We start from the raw sequence: 17,389 nt of genomic DNA, 5'->3' as shown, positions 1-17,389 counted from the left end.
CGGCGTGCTTGGATGACGGAAGCTTGTACGCCGTCCCGTCCCGGGGGCCAGCCCAGGCGGGAAGTACGGGACGCCGGAACGGCCGTACTGGCTCTGACCTGGGGGAATGGGCCGTGCCTGGAACGGTCGGGCGGGACGGAGGAATGGTGGGAGCCGAGGGGTTCGCGGGGCTGCTCAAGGAACTCAAGGAGCGGTCGGGGCTCAGTTACGGGGTGTTGGCCAAGCGGTTGCACGTGAGTACGTCGACGTTGCACCGGTACGTGAACGGCACGGCTGTGCCGGTGGAGTTCGCTCCTGTGGAGCGGTTGGCTCGCCTTTGCAAGGCGTCGCCTTCGGAGCTGTTGGAGCTTCACCGGAGGTGGATCGTCGCCGACGCGAGCCGCGGGCAGCGGCCTGGGGCGGGGTCGGTGCCGGAGCCTGTTGCTCCCGTAGCGGAAGCTGGGCTGACCACCGAGTCCGGTGACCCTGGGCGTGGGGCTGTGCCCACCCGTCCCGCCCTGCGGGACGATTGCCCACAGCGGGGAACGGAACAGGAGGCGCGGCCTGCGCCTGCGCCCGAGCAGGGACCGGAACAGGAAGCGCAGCCCGAGCCGGAACAGGAAGCGCGAGTCGGCCCGGCGCAGCCCGAGCCTCCTCTCGTCACCCATAGCCCCGCTGCCGGGCCGCGGCGGAAGCGGCGGCAGGTTGTCGTGGTTGCCGCCGTCGGTGCCGTGCTTGCCCTCGGTGGGACCGCGCTCGCGTTGCAGGTCGCGTCCGACGGGGCGTCGGGCGGCTCGTCGGGCGACAGAGCGTCCGGGAGCGGCCCGTCCGCCGGGAACGAGGCCGCCGAGGGCGGGGAGCGCAAGCAGAGTCCCTCGGCCAAGTCGTCCCCGGGGCAGGAGGCCGGGAAGAAGGGGAAGGGCGCGCGCGGCGGGGGCGAAGGTGGCGGTGACGGGAAGGCCGGCGGGGACAAGGGGCGTACCGGCAAGGGGGGTTCGGTACCCGGGGCCTCCGGTGGCGGCGGGGACGCCGGCGACGGCCCGGCGTCCGGCGCGGTGCCCCTGACGGTGTCCACGCAGCCGCACTACTGGTACGACCCCTGCGGCCAGCCGTACCTCGTCGCCCGGGAGCCGAACCTCCTCTCGCCGCCCCCGAACGAGCAGGACGCCCCCGGCTGGGTGGCCGCGAACGGCGCGGTCCCCGCGGGGCGGCAGACCGTGAAGCTGACCGTCCAGGGCACGGGCAAGGACACCGTCGTCCTGGAGTCGCTGAACGTCCGTGTCGCGGGCAGCGGCAAGCCGCTCGCGCGGAACAGCTACGAGATGGGGTACGTCGGCGTCGGCTGCGGCGGCAAGGTGCCCCAGCACTCCTTCGACCTGAACCTCGACGCGTCGGTCCCGCGCCCGGCCCCCAAGTCGGGGGAGACCAACTTCCCGTACAAGGTGAGCGAGAACGACCCCGAGGCCTTCTTCGTCGACGCGACCGTCAAGACGCGCGACGTGAGCTGGTACCTGGAGCTGGAGTGGTCCAGCGGCGGCCGCCACGGCACCGTACGGATCGACGACACGGGCAAGCCGTTCCGTACGAGCGGCGACCAGGGCCGTCCCGTGTTCGGGTTCTCGCTCGACAGCAAGAAGTGGGTCGCGATCCGCCGCCACGCCAACGGGTCCGAGGAAGAGCTGGGGTAGCGCGCGCTCCTTATCGCGAAATGCCTGTTGTAGACGGCATTCACGTGTCTACCCTGCCGGGGACCCATGGAGGAGAGGGAACCCCGATGACCGTCACCAGCAGTGCCCCCGCCGATGCCCCCACGCCGCCGCTCGCCGCGCGTGCCGCCGCCATCGGAGGCTCGCCCGTACGGGACATGCTCGCGGTCACGGCGCGGCCCGAGGTCATCAACTTCGCGGGCGGGCTGCCCGCGCCCGAGTTCTTCGACGCGGAGGGCGTGGCCGCCGCGTACGCCGCCGTGCTCGCCGAGGCGCCCGCCCAGGCGCTGCAGTACTCGACGACCGAGGGCGAGCCCACGCTGCGGGCGGCCGTCGCGGAGCGGTACACGGCCCGCGGGTTCGCCACCGGCGCCGACGACGTGCTGATAACCGCCGGGTCGCAGCAGGCCCTGTCGCTGATCGCCACCGCGCTCGTCGAGCCCGGCGACACCGTCCTGGTCGAGAACCCCTGCTACCTGGCGGCCCTCCAGGTGTTCGCCTTCGCGGGCGCGCGGGTCGTGCCCGTTCCGGGGGACGCCGACGGGGTCGACCCGGACGCCCTGGACGCCCTCGTCACCGAGCACCGGGCCAAGCTGTTCTACACCGTGCCCACGTTCCAGAACCCGTCCGGGCGGACCATGCCCGCCGGACGGCGGGCCGCCGTCGCCGCGGTCGCCGCGCGGCGCGGGCTGTGGATCGTCGAGGACGATCCGTACGGGGAGCTGCGGTTCGAGGGGGAGCGGGTGCCGTGGATCGCCTCGTACCCCGGGGCCGGGGACCGGACCGCGCTCCTCGGGAGCTTCTCCAAGGTGATGGCGCCGGGGCTGCGGCTCGGGTGGCTGCGGGCTCCCGCCGCCCTGCGGCGGGCCTGCGCGGTCGCCAAGCAGGCCGCCGACCTGCACACTCCCACCGTCAACCAGCTTGCCGCCGCCTGGTATCTGGAGCAGTTCGATCTCGACGCTCATGTGGCGCGGGTCGCCGGGGTGTATCGGGAGCGGCGGGACGCGATGCTCGCGGGGCTGCCGGGGGCACTGCCCGCGGGGTCCACCTGGAATCGGCCCGAGGGCGGGATGTTTCTTTGGGTGCGGTTGCCTGAGGGGTCTGACGCGACGGCGCTGCTGCGTGGGGTTGTCGCGCACGACGTGGCGTACGTTCCTGGGGCGCCGTTCTACGCGGGCGCGCCGGAGGCTGAGACTTTGCGGCTGTGCTTTGTTACTCAGACGCCGGAGGAGATCGCCGAAGGGCTGCGTCGGCTTCGGCTCGGGCTGTCGTAACAGTTGCTGTTGGCCTGGGGCTGCCTTTAAGGGTCGGGATCCGCCGTGCGGAACGCCTGCCCACAGCGGGAGCGGGTGGGACGCAGCTAGAGGCGCTCGGGCGTCCTGATGCCCAGGAGGGCCATGCCCTGGTGGAGGGTGCGGCCTGTCAGGTCGACCAGGAGCAGGCGGTTTTCCACGACCTCGGTGGGGTTGTCGTCGCTGAGCACCTGGCACTGGTCGTAGAACCTCGTGAGGTGCGTCGCCAGCTCGTACAGGTACGACGCCAGCTTGTGCGGCGCGTACTCCTCGGCCACCTCGGCCAGCGTCTCCGCGAACTGGTCCAGGTGCAGGCCGAGGGCGCGCTCGGCCGGGGCCAGGGCGAGCTCCGGGTGGGCCGCCGGCCTGGCGTCGCCCGCCTTGCGCAGGATGGACTGGATGCGGGCGTACGCGTACTGGAGGTAGACCGACGTGTTGCCGTGCAGCGAGACCATCTGGTCCAGGTCGAACTTGTAGTCCCGCACCGCCGAGGTGGACAGGTCCGCGTACTTCACGGCGCCGATGCCGACCTGCCGGCCGTTCTCGACGATCTCCTCCTCGGTGAGGCCCACCTTCTCGGCCTTCTCCCGCACGACGGCCGTGGCCCGGTCGATCGCCTCGTCCAGGAGGTCGATCAGGCGGACCGTCTCGCCCTCGCGGGTCTTGAACGGCTTGCCGTCCTTGCCGAGGACCGTGCCGAAGGCGAGCTGCACCGCCTTGACGTCGTCGGTCAGCCAGCCCGCCCTGCGCGCGGTCTCGAAGACCATCTTGAAGTGCAGGCCCTGGCGGGCGTCGACCACGTACAGAAGCGTGTCGGCCTTGAGGTTGAAGACGCGGTCGCGGATCGCCGAGAGGTCGGTCGCCGCGTAGCCGAAGCCACCGTCGGACTTCTGGACGATCAGCGGCACCGGATTGCCGTCCGGGCCCTTCACGTCGTCGAAGAAGACGCACAGCGCGCCCTCGGAGCGGACCGCGACGCCCGACTCCTCCAGGAGGCGGCAGGTCTCGGCCAGCATGTCGTTGTACCCGGACTCGCCGACGATGTCCTCGTCGGCGATCTCGACGTCCAGCTTGTGGAAGACCGAGTAGAAGTAGATCTTCGACTCGTCCACGAACCGCTGCCAGAGCGCCAGGGTCTCCTCGTCGCCCGCCTGGAGGTCCACGACCCGGCGCCGGGCGCGGGTCTTGAACTGCTCGTCGGAGTCGAAGAGCACGCGGGCCGACTTGTAGATGCGGTTGAGGTTGGACATCGCCTCCTCGCCCGCGGTCTCGCCCTCGGTGGCCTTCTTGTGGTCCAGCTCGTGCGGGTGCTCAAGCAGGTACTGGATGAGCATGCCGAACTGGGTGCCCCAGTCGCCGATGTGGTGGCGGCTGACGATCTTCTCGCCGGTGAATTCGAGGATCCGCACGACGGCGTTGCCGATCACCGAGTTGCGCAGGTGGCCGACGTGCATCTCCTTGGCCACGTTCGGCTGCGCCCAGTCGATCACCGTGGTGCCGGGCTCGTCGGCGAACGGCACGCCCAGGCGGTCGCCGTCGGCGGCGCGGGCGGCGAGCGTCTCGACGATGGCCCGGTCCGAGACCGTGATGTTCAGGAAGCCGGGGCCGGACACCTCGACGTCCTTCAGGAGCTCCGGGGCGTCGGTGCCCTCGAGGGAGTCGACGACCTTCGTGGCCAGCTCGCGGGGGTTGGCCTTGGCCTTCTTCGCGAGCGCGAGGATGCCGTTGGCCTGGAAGTCGGCCCGGTCGCTGCGTCGCAGCAGCGGATCCGCGGGGGCGGCCTCCGGCAGGGCTGCCGAGAGGGCGTCCGCGAGACGCTGGTGGACCGACGCGCTGAGGGACTGGACCGGGGCCATGAGCTTCCGTTCTGGTAAATGGCGTGCATCAGGGTGAGCGTCAAGTGTCCCATGGGGAGGGACGCCGGTTCGCCTGGATAACCGGGGCGCCCGGATCACCGGGGGCGCCCGGACAACCGGGGCGCCTGGACGACCGGGGCCCCGGGCGGGGCCTCCGCGACGCAACCCGCGACCGGGTCCCGCCGTCTGGGAGAATGGCTTACGCCAGATTCCCTGAATCCCGAGGAAACAAGAGGACGTGCCGATCGTGGCTCAGAGCACCGATACCACCGACTGGGTCTCCCGCTACGCGGACGAGGTCATCGCCGAGTCGGAGCGTCGTGCCCCGGGCAAACCGGTCGTCGTGGCCTCCGGCCTGTCCCCGTCCGGCCCCATCCACCTGGGCAACCTCCGCGAGGTCATGACCCCGCACCTCGTCGCCGACGAGATCCGCCGCCGCGGCCACGAGGTCCGGCACCTGATCTCCTGGGACGACTACGACCGGTACCGCAAGGTCCCGGCCGGCGTCCCCGGCGTCGACGAGTCCTGGGCCGAGCACATCGGCAGGCCGCTGACCTCCGTGCCCGCGCCCGCCGGGTCGGCGTACCCGAACTGGGCGGAGCACTTCAAGGCCGCGATGGCCGAGTCGCTGGCCGAGCTCGGCGTGGAGTACGACGGGATCAGCCAGACCGAGCAGTACACGTCGGGGGCGTACCGCGAGCAGATCCTGCACGCGATGAAGCACCGCGCCGACATCGACGCGATCCTCGATCAGTACCGCACGAAGAAGGACCCGGCCAAGGGCGGCGGCAAGAAGCAGCAGAAGCCCGTGGACGAGGCCGAGCTGGAGGCCGCCGAGGGCTCCGGCGCCGCGACCGAGGACGACGGCAGCGGCTTCCGCGGCTACTTCCCGTACAAGCCCTACTGCGGGCAGTGCGGCAAGGACCTCACCACCGTCACTTCCTACGACGACGAGACGACCGAGCTCGCCTACGCGTGCACGGCGTGCGCCTTCGAGGAGATCGTGCGGCTGAGCGAGTTCAACCGCGGCAAGCTGGTCTGGAAGGTCGACTGGCCGATGCGCTGGGCCTACGAGGGCGTGATCTTCGAGCCCAGCGGCGTGGACCACTCCTCGCCGGGCTCGTCGTTCGTCGTCGGCGGCCAGATCGTCCGGCAGATCTTCGACGGCGTGCAGCCCATCGGTCCCATGTACGCCTTCGTGGGCATCAGCGGCATGGCCAAGATGTCCTCCTCGCGCGGTGGCGTGCCCACGCCCGCCGACGCGCTGAAGATCATGGAAGCGCCGCTGCTGCGCTGGCTGTACGCCCGCCGGAAGCCCAACCAGGCCTTCAAGATCGCCTTCGACCAGGAGATCCAGCGGCTGTACGACGAGTGGGACAAGCTCGGCGCGAAGGTCGCCGACGGGACGGTGCTGCCCGCCGACTCGGCGGCGTACGCGCGCGCCGTGGGCACCGCGGCCGGTCCGCTGCCGGCGACGCCGCGGCCGCTGCCGTACCGCACGCTGGCCTCTGTCGCCGACATCACCGCCGGCGCCGAGGACCAGACGCTGCGGATCCTCTCCGAGCTCGACCCGTCCGCGCCGCTCGCCTCCCTCGACGAGGTGCGGCCGCGGCTCGACCGGGCCGAGGCGTGGATCAACACGCAGGTGCCGGCCGACCAGCGCACGATCGTCCGCGAGGCCCCGGACGCCGAGCTCCTGTCGTCCCTCGACGACGAGAGCCGCGAGTCGCTCCGGCTGCTCCTGGACGGCCTGGACTCCCACTGGTCCCTGGACGGCCTGACCCACCTCGTGTACGGCGTCCCGAAGGTCCGCGCCGGCTTCTCCGCCGACGCCGGGCCCAAGGAGCTCCCGCCGGAGATCAAGACGGCCCAGCGGACCTTCTTCGCGCTCCTCTACCACCTGCTGGTGGGGCGCGACACGGGTCCGCGGCTGCCCACGCTGCTGCTTGCCGTGGGGGCGGAGCGGGTGCGGAAGCTGCTCGGCGCCTAGGGCCTTCTGTACGTGACCTGCCCAGGACCGCACCTGATGACCCGCTTGCGCCCCGCCGCTGTCGGAGCGATGACCCTCGCCGTCTGTCTGACGGCCGTTCCGAGCGCGGTGGCGGGGCCGGGCGACAACGGCGAACTGGTGGTGTCGCCCGGCGCGGTCCGTCCCGGCGACTGGGTCCGGCTGTCCGTGGTGAACACGGAACTCGACGACGGCAACGCGGTCGTGGAGTCCGGGGCTTTCGCCGGCACGGTGAGACTCGAAAGCCCCGGCAAGGTGATGTGGAAAGGCCGCGCACAGATCCGCTGCGACGCCAAGCCCGGCACCCATGCCGTCCGCTTCACCGAGTCGATCCCGCCCGACGACACGTACGGCGGCAAGGTGCGGGTCGAGGCCGGTGGCCCGGCCGAGGGCTCCGAGTGCGTGGAGGGGGCCCGTGACGAGGCCGGTTCCGACGGGGGGAGCGGAACGGTCGTCGGCCTCGCCACGGGAGCGGTTGTCGCCGTCGCGGCGGGCGCCTTCTTCGTCGTACGACGCAGGCGGCGCGCCTAGGCGGTGACGGCGGCCTTTTGCGGAACGGAGGCCGCGTCGTCTTCCGGCTCCCGCTCCGCGCCGCGGGACGTGCCCGTGGCGCCGGGGGCGAAGATGTCGAGGACGGCGACCAGGGGGTGTTCGCCGTCCGTGACGGGCGGCAGCGGGACGTGCACCAGGGCGGCCATCACGGGTACACGACCTTGCCGTGGGCCGCGTACCGGCGCAGACACTCCTCCGCGAAGCCGAGCGCCCGCAGGTGGTAGGCGCGTGCCGCCCAGCCGAGGCTGATGTTGTGGCCCGCGTCGGGCTGGTGGTCGATCAGGACGCGAGGTGCCGCGGCCAGCCGGTTCCGCAGCCGCGCGAGTGCCTCGTGGTCGCGGCGCCACCAGGCCTCGTGCTCGGCGAAGGTGAACCGGACCGGAACACGTATCCGCTCCGCGAGTGCGGGGAACACGGTCGGCCAGTGGGCGGCGTCCGCCAGCTCACGTGCCGGGGCCGGGGCGACGACATCGATGCTGGACTGGAACGTCCCGGGCGGATACAGCCGCAGGGGGCCCCAGTTGAGTTTCCAGCTGCCGGCGCGGGTGGCCGGTGCGTCGGGAGAGGTCAGGTACTCGGCCCCGCAGCCGGACAGGTCGAGGCCGAGGAGTTCAGGCACCGTGCCGTCCGCCGCGATCCGCAACGCGGGCTTGCACCCGAACGAATGCCCCATCAGGAAGATCCCCGCGCCCGTCTCGTGCCGCGCGAGCAGACCGCGCAGTGCCGCGGCCAGAGTGTCGGCCTGCTCCAAGACCCCCTGACCGTAGGGGAGTTGGTCGGCCGACCGGCCGTATCCGGGGCGGTCGACGGCCACGGCCGTGAAGCCCAGTTCCGCGGCGACCGTCAGGAGCGAGGTCTCCGGGTGCGCCGGGCCGTCGAAGTACCCCGCGCTCATCCCCGCCCCGTGCAGCGCGACGACGGTGGCCCGCGGCGGGACGTGCGCCGGCCGGGCGAGCCGGGCGGACAGCGTGACGCCGTCCGCGTCCAGCGTGATGTGGCGCCGGTCGACGCGTTGGCCGACCGACCGCCCCGGAGGCGGGGCAACGGGTGCCGTGGTCATGACCGGCCTGCCCCGGCGAGCCCTTCCGCGTACGTCTTCGCGATGCCGAGGGTCGCCATGCTGTTGGTGCTGAGCGCGGTGCGTACGTACGCGATCGCGTCCTGCACCGTCGCGTCCGCGCCGAGCACCTTGGCGATGTTGTCCGTATTGACCGTGAAGGTGTGCTGCGAGGACGCCGCGACACCGTCGTCGTTCGGCGTGAACGTCCAGTAGCCCGTGTGCAGCGTGATGAGGGCGGGCAGCGTCGTCTGCTTGTACGCGATCCGGTGCGGAGCAAGGCCCACCCGGTGCGACTTCGTGGTGTGGGTGCTGCCGTCCTTGGACAGCGTGTCCATCTCCAGGGTCTGCAGCCCCGGCACCGGCTCGTCCAGGCGCACCGTCATCACGTGGGGCAGCCGCTCGGACCACAGGTCGGCTTCATAGATGAAGTCGTACACGTCCTGGGCGTCGCCCTTGATCTGCACCGTGTCCTCGAAGGAACACGTCAGTTCGCCGGTGGCCGCGCCCGTCGGCTCGGCGAGCGCCTTCAACGACTCCAGCTCGGAGCGGGAGTTGCGGTCCACGACTTCCTCGAGCCAGGTAAGGCCGTCGTCGTCGGTCGCCCGGAAGTCGTGGCCCAGGCGCACCAGGGTCTCTCCCGAGGGGAGAGCCTCGATCTGCCAGGTTCCTCCCATGGCGGCCACGGGGGGCGTGCTGACCTCCTGCCGGAAGTCGATGCGGAGCTTGTCCGGGTCCAGGGTGCGGCGCGAGGTCCAGTTCTTGACGGTGTCGCCGGCCGTCGCCCAGATGCGGATGCGCTCCTCGCGCTCGGTGCGCTCCACATGGTCGACGTAGATGTTCGGAGGAAACAGCTGGGGCCAGTTCTCCGCGTGCGCCAGCAGCCGGTAGACGCTCTCGGCCGGTGCCGCGATCTTGATCTCGTGCTCGGATGTGCGCAGTTCGGACGGCATGGGGATCCTCGGGTAGAAACGGGTGCGGTGCGATCAGAAGTTGCCGAGGCCACCACAGACGTTCAGGGCCTGGGAGGTGATGGACGCCGCCGTGTCGGAGGCCAGATAGCCCACGAGACCGGCCACTTCCTCGGGGGTCGAGTAGCGGCCCAGCGGGATCTTGGCCTGGAACTTCTCCAGGATGGCGCTCTCGGGAGCGCCGGAGAGGCGGGAGTAGTTCTGCCGTACCCGCTCGGCCATCGGCGTCTCGACATAGCCGGGGCAGACGGCGTTGACGGTGATGCCGGTGGGCGCCAGCTCGTTGCCCAGCGCCTTGGTGAAGCCGACGACGCCGTGCTTGGAGGCGGAGTACGGCGCCCCGAGCACCACGCCCTGCTTGCCCGCGGTGGAGGCGATGTTGATGACGCGGCCCCAGCTCCTGTCCCGCAGGCCGCCCGTGGTGAGGACCTCCCGGGTCAGCCGGAACACGCTGTTGAGGTTGGTGTCGATGATGTCGTCCCACAGGTCGTCGGCGATGTCGGCCGTCACGCCGCCGCCACTGATGCCCGCGTTGTTGACGAGGATGTCGACCCTGCCGAAGCGGTCGACGGCGGCCTGGACGTAGTCGCGTATCGAGTCCGTCGACCGCACGTCGAGGACCGTGCCGTCCACGTCGAGCTGCTCCTCCTGAAGCTGCTTGACCGTGGTACGCACCTTGTCCTCGGTACGCGAACCGATGAACACCCGGTGGCCCTGCCCGGCCAGCAGCCGGGCCACGGCCAGACCGATTCCGCTGGTGGCGCCGGTCACCAGAGCGACGCGCTGTTCCTGCTGTGTCATGTCTCCCCTTCGAGGGTCTTGCTGTCTTCTCGGATCTTGTGTGGCTGGGTGGGGCCGGGTGTACTCAGGCGGCCGCGACCGCGAGGTGTCCGGTGACGGCGGCGATGAAGGCGCGCGGCGTCGTGGCCTCGCCGATGACGGACTCGTCCAGCTCGATCCGGTACTCGCGCTCGATCCGGCTCGCGGTCTCGAGCAGCGCGAGCGAGTCGTAGCCGATGTCGGTGAACTCGGTGTCGAGGATGTCGCCGTCGAGGCCGCCGCCCTCGGGGGCGCCGGAGCCTTCGAGGAGGATCCGCGTGAGGTCGTCGAGGGTGAAGGTGGACTGGGACATGAGGGTTCTGCCTTTCGTGAGGGTGGGCTTGAGGGGCGAAGAGCGGCTCAGGAACGTACGACCATCGCCGAGTTGAAGCCGCCGTGGCCGCGGGCGAGGACGAGCGCCGTGCGCACGTCGGCGCTGCGCGGCTGCGAGACGACCAGGTCGAGGCCGTACCGGTCGGCGGGTTCCGTGTGGACGGTCGGCGGGATCAGGCCCTCCTTCATCGCGAGGAAGGCGGTGGCGAGGTCGAGGGCGGCCCCGCCCGCGTACAGGCGGCCGGTCATCGTCTTGGGCGCGGTGACCGGGACGCCCCGCTCGCCGAACACCTCGACGAGGGCAGCGGCCTCGATCCGGTCGAGCTCGGGCTCGGCCGCACCGTCCGCGAAGACCACGTCCACGTCCGACGCCGTCATGCCGGCGTCGTCGAGGGCCAGTTCCACGGCCTTGCGCAGGCCCGGCTCGCGTCCGTCGAACGTGGCGGCGTATCCGGCGATCTCGCCGTACACCTCGGCTCCGCGGGCGCGGGCGGAGTCGGCGGACTCCAGGATGAGCAGGGCGCCTCCCTCGCCGGGCACATGGCCGGCCGCCCGGTCGTCGAAGGGGAGGTAGGCGCGGCCGGGCTCCTGCTCGGTGCTCAGCCGACCGCTGGTGTGCAGCCCCACCCAGCCCCAGGAGCACAGCAGCGCGTCCACGGCGCCGGCCACCACGAGGGAGGTGCCCTTACGGATCTGACGCCGGGCCTGCGCCACCGCGTCGAGACCGCCGGCCTGGTCGGTGACGACGACGCCGCTGGGGCCCTTCATCCCGTTGCGGATGGAGATCTGGCCGGTGTTGACCGCGTAGAACCAAGCGAACGACTGGTACGCGCTCACGTACTCCCCGCCCTTGCTCCACAGGCTCTTGAGCTCGTTCTGGCTGAACTCGAAGCCGCCGGCCGAGCTGGCCGTGATCACGCCCATGTCGAAGGGGTCCAGCTCGGCGGGGTTCACACCGGCGTCGGCGAACGCCCAGTCCGCCGCGACCAGCGAGAGCCGGGTTACCTGATCGGTCTGCGGCATCAGGCGGCTGGGCAGCAGTTCCTCGGCCGCGAAGCCGCTGATCTCCCCGGCCAGCTTCGCCGGGTACGGCGTCGCGTCGAAGCGGGTGAGCGGGCCGATGGCGCTCTTGCCGACCCGGCTCGCGCTCCAATGGTCCTTCGTACCGAGCCCGTTGGGCGAGACGACGCCCAGTCCGGTCACCACCACAGAGGCCGTCATGCCGCGTTCCTTTCGGGTTGGGCCAGCACCATCGCGCTCTGGAAGCCGCCGAAGCCGCTGCCGACCGTGAGCACGGCGTCGACGATCTGCTCGCGTGCGTTCAGGGGGACGTAGTCGAGGTCGCACTGGGGGTCGGGGGTGTGCAGATTCGCCGTCGGCGGGACCACGTCGTGCTGGATCGCCAGGATCGACGCCGCGATCTCGATCGAGCCGATCGCGCCCAGCGAGTGCCCCACCATGGACTTGATGGAGCTCACGGGGGTGCGGTACGCGTGCTCGCCGAGGCTGCGCTTGAAGGCGGCGGTCTCGTGCCGGTCGTTCTGCTTGGTGCCCGAGCCGTGCGCGTTGATGTAGTCGATCGCGGTCGGGTTCATCCGGGCCTCGTCGAGCGCCACCGTGATCGCCTCGGACATCTCGGCGCCGTCGGGGCGCAAGCCCGTCATGTGGTAGGCGTTGCTACGCGTCGCGTATCCCGCGATCTCCGCATAAATCCGTGCACCGCGGCGTCGCGCGCTCTCCAGCTCCTCGAGGACGAACACCGCCGTGCCCTCCCCGAGCACAAAGCCGTTGCGGGTGTCGTCGAACGGCCGGGAGGCGTGCTCCGGCTCGTCGTGCCGAGGCGTGGTCGCCTTGATCGCGTCGAAGCAGGCCATCGTGATCGGCGAGATCGGCGCGTCGGTGGCGCCGGCGACCATGACGTCCGCCGTGCCCTCCCTGATCAGCTCGACGGCGTACCCGACCGAGTCGAGGCCGGACGTGCACCCCGCCGACACCACGCTGCTCGGCCCCTGCGCGCCGACGACCCGGGCGACCTCGGCGGCGAAGGAGCTCGGCACGAAGTAGTTGTAGAAGAAGGGGTCGGCGTAGGTGTGGTCGACCAGATCGAGCCGGCCCGCGTCGCTGACAACGCGGTAGTCCTCGTCGAGGCTCATCGTGGCGCCCACCGCGCTGCCGATGGTGACACCGATCCGGTAGGGGTCCAGGGCGTCCGTCTCGAGGCCGCTGTCCGCGACGGCACCGCGCGCCGCGACCACCGCGAACTGCGCGGCACGGTCCATGCGCCGTACCTCGTGCGGGGTCAGGCCGTGCTCGTACGGATCGAAGTCGATCTCCGCGGCCACGCGCGAGCGGAACTGGGTGGGGTCGAAGAAGGTGATGCCCCGGGTGGCCGTGCGGCCTTCGCTCAGCAGGGACCAGAAGTTGTCGGTGCCCACACCGCCGGGGGCCAGCACCTCCATCCCGGTGACGACCACGCGACGCCCGCTCATGCCGCGACCTGCCAGGTGTAGAAGCGCGACGCCATGGCGTCGGAGGGCGAGCGCCAGGTCTCCGGGTCGAAGACGTGGATGTACGGCAGCAGGTCCTTCTGGATCTGCACGAAGCGCGGGTCGGACTTCGCCTGTTCGATCAGCTCGCCGCCGTTGTCGGACTCGAAGTCCTGGATGTGGAAGTAGAGCCCGTTGTAGGCGAACAGCTGCCGGCGCCGGGTGCCCATGGTGTGCGGCAGCTCGGTGCCGCTGTCGAAGTCCCCGAACAGCTTGGCGACGGTGCCGATGTCGGCGGGGTCGAGCCGGGCCACGATCATGGTGCTGTACATCCGGTGCTCGTCGGTCACCGGCTGCCCGTGCCACTCGTAGAACTTGGTCGCGACCAGGTCCGACGGTGCGGTGCAGGTGGCCGGGTCGTAGACGTCGACGAACGGGGCCAACGCCGTGCCGGGGCCGTGCTCCACGACCTCGGTCAGGTTCTCCTCGGTGTGGTCCTGGAGGTGGATGTAGACGCCCTTGTACGCGAAGAGCTGGCGGCGCAGGAGATTCCGGGTACCGGACGGCTCGCCGTCCAGCTTCGCAAAGGCGCCGACTACCTCTTCGGTGGATCCAGGTTTCAGCCTGCCCACGATGACACTGCTGTGCATGCTTTTTACTCCGCACTTCTGCACTGATCGAGCCGGTGACGAGGAACGAGTCTTCCGGCGCCCGATACAGGTTTCAATACGGGCAACTTCAGGACTCTGTGGTATTTCGGCGCGAGAGATTCAACGATGTGCACAGAGGTAAATCTTCGTCAGATCTTCGTCAGAGGACCGTGCAGCCGAGGCAGGGCCGGTGCTTCGCGGCGCAGAATCGCGGCATGACCAACATGAAGACCAACATAGATACAGACATGGATACGACCACCGCGATCGAGCGCATGGCAGATCTCTTCGCATTGCAGGATCTGGTGACGCGATTCGCGCACGCCGTCGACACCCGTGACCACGAGGCGCTGTCCACGGTATTCGTTCCGGATGTGACGATGGAAGTGGTGCCGGACATCCGCATAGACGGCCGTGAGAAATTGGCCGGCATGCTGCGTGACGACCGGATGTGGGCGACCACCATGCACTACATCAGCAATGTGCTGCCCGAGCCGGAGGGCGACAGCGCGACCATTCGCGCGAACGTCACCGCGGTGCATGTGAGCCGGGACGGGGCGGCCAAGCATTTCGACCTGGGCGCCCGCTATACCTTCACCGCGGTGCGGACGGCCGACGGGGCGTGGCTGCTGTCCCGGATCGAGATCGAGCCTGTCTGGACCACGGGTGACGATCAGGGAATGCACGACGACTGACAACGAGTGAAACCGCGCCGGGGCCTTCCCATTCAGGGAAGGCCCCGGCGCGGTTTCGTACCGGCTCACTCCTCCACGAGGGACAGCGCCTTCGCCGGGCAGATGTAGACCGCTTTGCGGGCGGCGTCCTGGTCGGCGCCCTGCGGCCGCTCGACCAGGATGTTCACCAGGCCCCAGTCGTCCTGGTCGAAGAGGGTCGGATCGGTCAGCACACACTGACCCGCGCCGATGCAGCGGTCGTGATTCTTCTCGAGTTTCATGGCCTTCTCTTTCACCACGTCACGGGCAGTTCGTAGAGGCCGTAGACCAACGCGTCGCTCTTGAACGACAGTTCCTCTTCCGGCACGGCAAGGCGCAGATCCGGCAGTCGCCGGAACAGCGTGTCGAACACGACCTGAAGCTCCAGGCGGCCGAGGTTCTGGCCCAGACACTGGTGCGGCCCATAGCCGAAGGCCACGTGATGCCGTGCGTCCCTGCCGAAGTCGAGCTCCTCCGGATCGTCGAACACCGCGGGGTCGCGGTTCGCCGCGAAGGTGGAGGCGATGACGGCCTCGCCCTTGCGGATGAGAACGCCGCCGATTTCGACGTCGTCCAGCGCGAGACGGTGCGCGCCGAAGTCCGGAATCGTGTAGAAGCGCAGCAGCTCGTCGACGGCCTTCGGGGTCTTCGAGGGATCCGCCTTGATCTCCGCGAGCAGTTCCGGCTTCGTGAGCATGGAGAACACACCGAGATTGATCATGTTCGCGGTGGTCTCGTGCCCGGCGAGGAGTACCAGCAGGCACAGGCTGGCGAGCTGCGGCCGGTCGATGCCGCCCTGCTGCCGCTGCAGTTCGATCTGCCGGCTGAGCAGGTCGTCGCCGGGATTCTCGATCTTCTCCTCGACCAGCTTGTCCATGTACTTGCGCAGCTCGACCGAGACGGCGATCCGGCCCTGTTCGTCGGTGGTGCGGCGCAGCAGGATCTCGGCCAGTTCCATGAAGTACTCGTGGCCCTCATAGGGCATGCCGAGGATCTCGGAGACCACGAGCGAAGGAACCGGCAGGGAGAAGACCTGATTCAGGTCGACGGGTTTCGGCAGCTTCAGCATGTCGTCGATGAATCCGTCGACGATCTCCTGAATCCTCGGCTTCATCGCGGCGACCCGCCGCACCGAGAATTCACTGATGACGGGCCGTCGCGCCGCCGCGTGCTCCGCGCCATCGAGGATGATCATGAACGGGGCGTGCTTGGCCAGGGCCGCGTTCTGGCCGGGCACCACGACCGGGAAATCCGGCGCGCGGCGGTCCGAGCTGAGCTTGGGATTGGCCATCACGGCCCGCACGTCGTCGTACTTGGTGACCAACCAGGCCTTTCCGCCGTCCGGGAGGACCACCTGGGTGATCGGTGACTCCTCCCGGAACTTGGTGTAGACCGGCGGCACAGCGAAAGGGCAGGTGCGTTGAATTGGGAAACTGACGAGCTCGTTGGTTTCGTCGATATCGGCGTTCGCCATGAGGTCCCTCGATCGGAGTTTGCACTTCCTGCGGACTCACGATAGCCAGGGCATATACACGGCCAGGTTCAACGAATGTCAATTCGCTGCAAATGAAGTGTCAGCGCATACTGCGGAGTTTGAAGCCCACGCCACGGACGGTGACGATCCATTCGGGCCCGCCCAGCTTGTTCCGGAGGCTGCTGACGTGTGTGTCGACGGTACGGCGTGACCAGGATTCGCCCCAGACCTGATGCATGATGGACTCCCGCGAGATCACCCGTCCCGGAGCGCTGGCCAGTAGGGCGAGCAGATCGAATTCCTTGCGCGTCACCGGAATCGGCCGGCCGCGCATCTCGACCTCGCGCGAGTCGTTGTCGATCCGGAGCGGGCCGTGCTCGAGGACAGCCGCATCATCGGGGCTTGCGCCCGCGCACGCGGTCCGGCGCGAACGCCGCATCACCGCGTTCAGCCGGGCCATGAGTTCCCGGAGCCCATAGGGCTTGACGACATAGTCGTCCGCTCCGGCCTGTAAAGCGAGAACGCAGTCGAGCTCCGACCCTCGTGAGGTGACGGTGATGACCGGGGTGTCGCGGGCCGCCCGGATCTCGCGGCACACCTCGAGGCCGTCCAGATCCGGCAGATCGAGGTCCAGCACGACGAGGTCCGCGGCCTCGTACGACGCCAGCGCGTCCCCGCCCGAGTTGACGGCACCGACATCGTGACCCTGTCGCGCGAGCGCTTCAGTGAGGGTCGCGCGATCGGCCTTGTTGCCCTCGACGACGAGGATCCGCCAGGTGTCCGAGACGTTCCGGGGCGGCGCCTGCGGTGATGCCGGGGCGCCGCGCCGACTGCCGAAGATCGACCGGACCGTCGCGCTGTGCTCGGCGTCGTGGGTTTCGAGTAGCTCCTGTTGAGGAATCGCTTTCATCTGTGTTGACCTCCCCCGTTCTCAGCTTTTTCCTCCTGGGCCATGAATGCCCATCCCGCTAGGCCGGCGGGTTGCCCGTCTTCCATATCAGTTCGAATGAAAGACGTGAAAGGCGCCAGCCGTGCTCGGTGCGCACCGCGTCGCCGGTGATGTAGGTACCGGTCGAGTAGTGCGGCAGCGTCTCGCCCTCCTGCTCGTGCAGCACACGCACCGCCGTCATATTGGCCCGAAGCGTCGCGCGGTCGCCGTCGACTTCCACAATCGACGGCGTATTCACATGATGCGTCCTGGCCCACATCGAAAGTGCCTTCTGGTGGTATTCGACGAGGCCGTCGATCCCCGTATGCCGACTGATGGGGAACTCGATGAGCACATCATTCGTGAAAAGACTGTACGCCCACTCGTCATCGAGTTTGTCGTAGTCGAGCCCAAGAACATAGCGGTCGAGAAGCGAACTTACTTCGGCATCTGCATGGTTAATGCTCATTATTACATCGTGCAACTCCTCTCGTGCTCACGCAACTATAGAGGGCGTGACGATCATCACCGTAGACCGAGTAGTTTCGACTTGCACGAACCAGAA

At 69.4% G+C, this 17,389-nt stretch carries 18 protein-coding genes and 2 pseudogenes; 6 read left to right on the top strand and 14 right to left on the bottom strand.

The window, feature by feature from the left end:
* Positions 1–143 precede the first annotated feature (143 nt).
* From AC0KTA_RS16315 to AC0KTA_RS16305, 3 genes and pseudogenes are all read left to right on the top strand, one after another.
* A pseudogene (locus AC0KTA_RS16315) lies at positions 144–290 on the top strand (helix-turn-helix domain-containing protein); the annotation flags it as partial.
* A 399-nt stretch (positions 291–689) separates the two neighbouring features.
* Complete coding sequence (locus AC0KTA_RS16310) at positions 690–1,667, top strand: hypothetical protein (RefSeq protein WP_481056747.1); 978 nt, start codon at positions 690–692, stop codon at positions 1,665–1,667.
* Positions 1,668–1,753: 86 nt separating this feature from the next.
* Positions 1,754–2,959: an aminotransferase-like domain-containing protein gene (locus AC0KTA_RS16305; RefSeq protein WP_481055843.1), complete on the top strand. Its 1,206-nt coding sequence runs from the start codon at positions 1,754–1,756 to the stop codon at positions 2,957–2,959.
* 86 nt (positions 2,960–3,045) lie between these two features.
* Here AC0KTA_RS16305 and argS read toward each other — a convergent pair whose 3' ends face one another.
* On the bottom strand, positions 3,046–4,833 hold the full coding sequence (gene argS, locus AC0KTA_RS16300; protein ID WP_481055842.1) for an arginine--tRNA ligase: 1,788 nt from the start codon (positions 4,831–4,833) through the stop codon (positions 3,046–3,048).
* A 238-nt stretch (positions 4,834–5,071) separates the two neighbouring features.
* On the opposite strand from argS, the gene lysS reads away from it, so the two are divergent.
* Together lysS and AC0KTA_RS16290 are read left to right on the top strand one after the other, a co-directional pair.
* A complete protein-coding gene (gene lysS / locus AC0KTA_RS16295) occupies positions 5,072–6,823 on the top strand; it encodes a lysine--tRNA ligase (protein ID WP_481055841.1) in 1,752 nt (583 codons plus the stop codon).
* A gap of 36 nt (positions 6,824–6,859) precedes the next feature.
* A complete protein-coding gene (locus tag AC0KTA_RS16290) occupies positions 6,860–7,372 on the top strand; it encodes a hypothetical protein (RefSeq protein ID WP_481055840.1) in 513 nt (170 codons plus the stop codon).
* On the opposite strand, the gene AC0KTA_RS16285 is transcribed toward AC0KTA_RS16290, so the two are convergent.
* From AC0KTA_RS16285 to AC0KTA_RS16245, 9 genes and pseudogenes are all read right to left on the bottom strand, one after another.
* The gene (locus tag AC0KTA_RS16285) at positions 7,369–7,539 is read right to left on the bottom strand and encodes a hypothetical protein (protein WP_481055839.1); all 171 of its coding nucleotides are present in this window, start codon (positions 7,537–7,539) and stop codon (positions 7,369–7,371) included. The two genes, AC0KTA_RS16290 and AC0KTA_RS16285, sit on opposite strands and share 4 nt — an antisense overlap.
* Complete coding sequence (locus tag AC0KTA_RS16280; RefSeq protein WP_481055838.1) at positions 7,539–8,453, bottom strand: alpha/beta hydrolase; 915 nt, start codon at positions 8,451–8,453, stop codon at positions 7,539–7,541. The genes AC0KTA_RS16285 and AC0KTA_RS16280 overlap by 1 nt, the downstream gene beginning before the upstream one ends.
* Entirely contained in the window at positions 8,450–9,403 is a 954-nt protein-coding gene (locus AC0KTA_RS16275) for an aromatase/cyclase (protein WP_481055837.1), read from the bottom strand. The genes AC0KTA_RS16280 and AC0KTA_RS16275 overlap by 4 nt, the downstream gene beginning before the upstream one ends.
* A 33-nt stretch (positions 9,404–9,436) precedes the next feature.
* A complete protein-coding gene (fabG, locus tag AC0KTA_RS16270) occupies positions 9,437–10,222 on the bottom strand; it encodes a 3-oxoacyl-ACP reductase FabG (protein ID WP_481055836.1) in 786 nt (261 codons plus the stop codon).
* Positions 10,223–10,286: 64 nt separating this feature from the next.
* On the bottom strand, positions 10,287–10,553 hold the full coding sequence (locus AC0KTA_RS16265; RefSeq protein ID WP_481055835.1) for an acyl carrier protein: 267 nt from the start codon (positions 10,551–10,553) through the stop codon (positions 10,287–10,289).
* 47 nt (positions 10,554–10,600) lie between these two features.
* Positions 10,601–11,794, bottom strand: coding sequence for a ketosynthase chain-length factor (locus tag AC0KTA_RS16260; RefSeq protein WP_481055834.1), 1,194 nt, complete (start codon positions 11,792–11,794; stop codon positions 10,601–10,603).
* Complete coding sequence (locus AC0KTA_RS16255) at positions 11,791–13,062, bottom strand: beta-ketoacyl-[acyl-carrier-protein] synthase family protein (protein WP_481055833.1); 1,272 nt, start codon at positions 13,060–13,062, stop codon at positions 11,791–11,793. Before AC0KTA_RS16255 ends, AC0KTA_RS16260 begins: the two co-directional genes overlap by 4 nt.
* A complete protein-coding gene (locus AC0KTA_RS16250) occupies positions 13,059–13,391 on the bottom strand; it encodes a TcmI family type II polyketide cyclase (RefSeq protein WP_481056444.1) in 333 nt (110 codons plus the stop codon). The genes AC0KTA_RS16255 and AC0KTA_RS16250 overlap by 4 nt, the downstream gene beginning before the upstream one ends.
* 42 nt (positions 13,392–13,433) lie before the next feature.
* Positions 13,434–13,709: pseudogene (locus AC0KTA_RS16245) on the bottom strand (TcmI family type II polyketide cyclase); the annotation flags it as partial.
* Positions 13,710–13,924: 215 nt separating this feature from the next.
* Between AC0KTA_RS16245 and AC0KTA_RS16240 the strand changes: the two are divergent.
* Positions 13,925–14,404 (top strand): nuclear transport factor 2 family protein, encoded by a 480-nt coding sequence (locus tag AC0KTA_RS16240; protein WP_481055832.1) that lies wholly within the window; start codon positions 13,925–13,927, stop codon positions 14,402–14,404.
* Between the two features lie 65 nt (positions 14,405–14,469).
* On the opposite strand, the gene AC0KTA_RS16235 is transcribed toward AC0KTA_RS16240, so the two are convergent.
* The 4 genes from AC0KTA_RS16235 to AC0KTA_RS16220 all read right to left on the bottom strand — a co-directional run bounded on the left by AC0KTA_RS16235 (position 14,470) and on the right by AC0KTA_RS16220 (position 17,293).
* Positions 14,470–14,664: a ferredoxin gene (locus tag AC0KTA_RS16235; RefSeq protein WP_481055831.1), complete on the bottom strand. Its 195-nt coding sequence runs from the start codon at positions 14,662–14,664 to the stop codon at positions 14,470–14,472.
* An 11-nt stretch (positions 14,665–14,675) separates the two neighbouring features.
* Positions 14,676–15,896 (bottom strand): cytochrome P450, encoded by a 1,221-nt coding sequence (locus tag AC0KTA_RS16230; protein ID WP_481055830.1) that lies wholly within the window; start codon positions 15,894–15,896, stop codon positions 14,676–14,678.
* 100 nt (positions 15,897–15,996) lie between these two features.
* The gene (locus AC0KTA_RS16225) at positions 15,997–16,806 is read right to left on the bottom strand and encodes a response regulator transcription factor (RefSeq protein ID WP_481055829.1); all 810 of its coding nucleotides are present in this window, start codon (positions 16,804–16,806) and stop codon (positions 15,997–15,999) included.
* A gap of 58 nt (positions 16,807–16,864) precedes the next feature.
* Positions 16,865–17,293 (bottom strand): nuclear transport factor 2 family protein, encoded by a 429-nt coding sequence (locus tag AC0KTA_RS16220; RefSeq protein ID WP_481055828.1) that lies wholly within the window; start codon positions 17,291–17,293, stop codon positions 16,865–16,867.
* Positions 17,294–17,389: the final 96 nt, after the last annotated feature.

Source organism: Streptomyces sp. Y309, assembly GCF_056712025.1.
The sequence above is the reverse complement of the archived record's forward strand: the minus strand, read 5'-3'. Positions and strand labels throughout refer to the sequence as shown.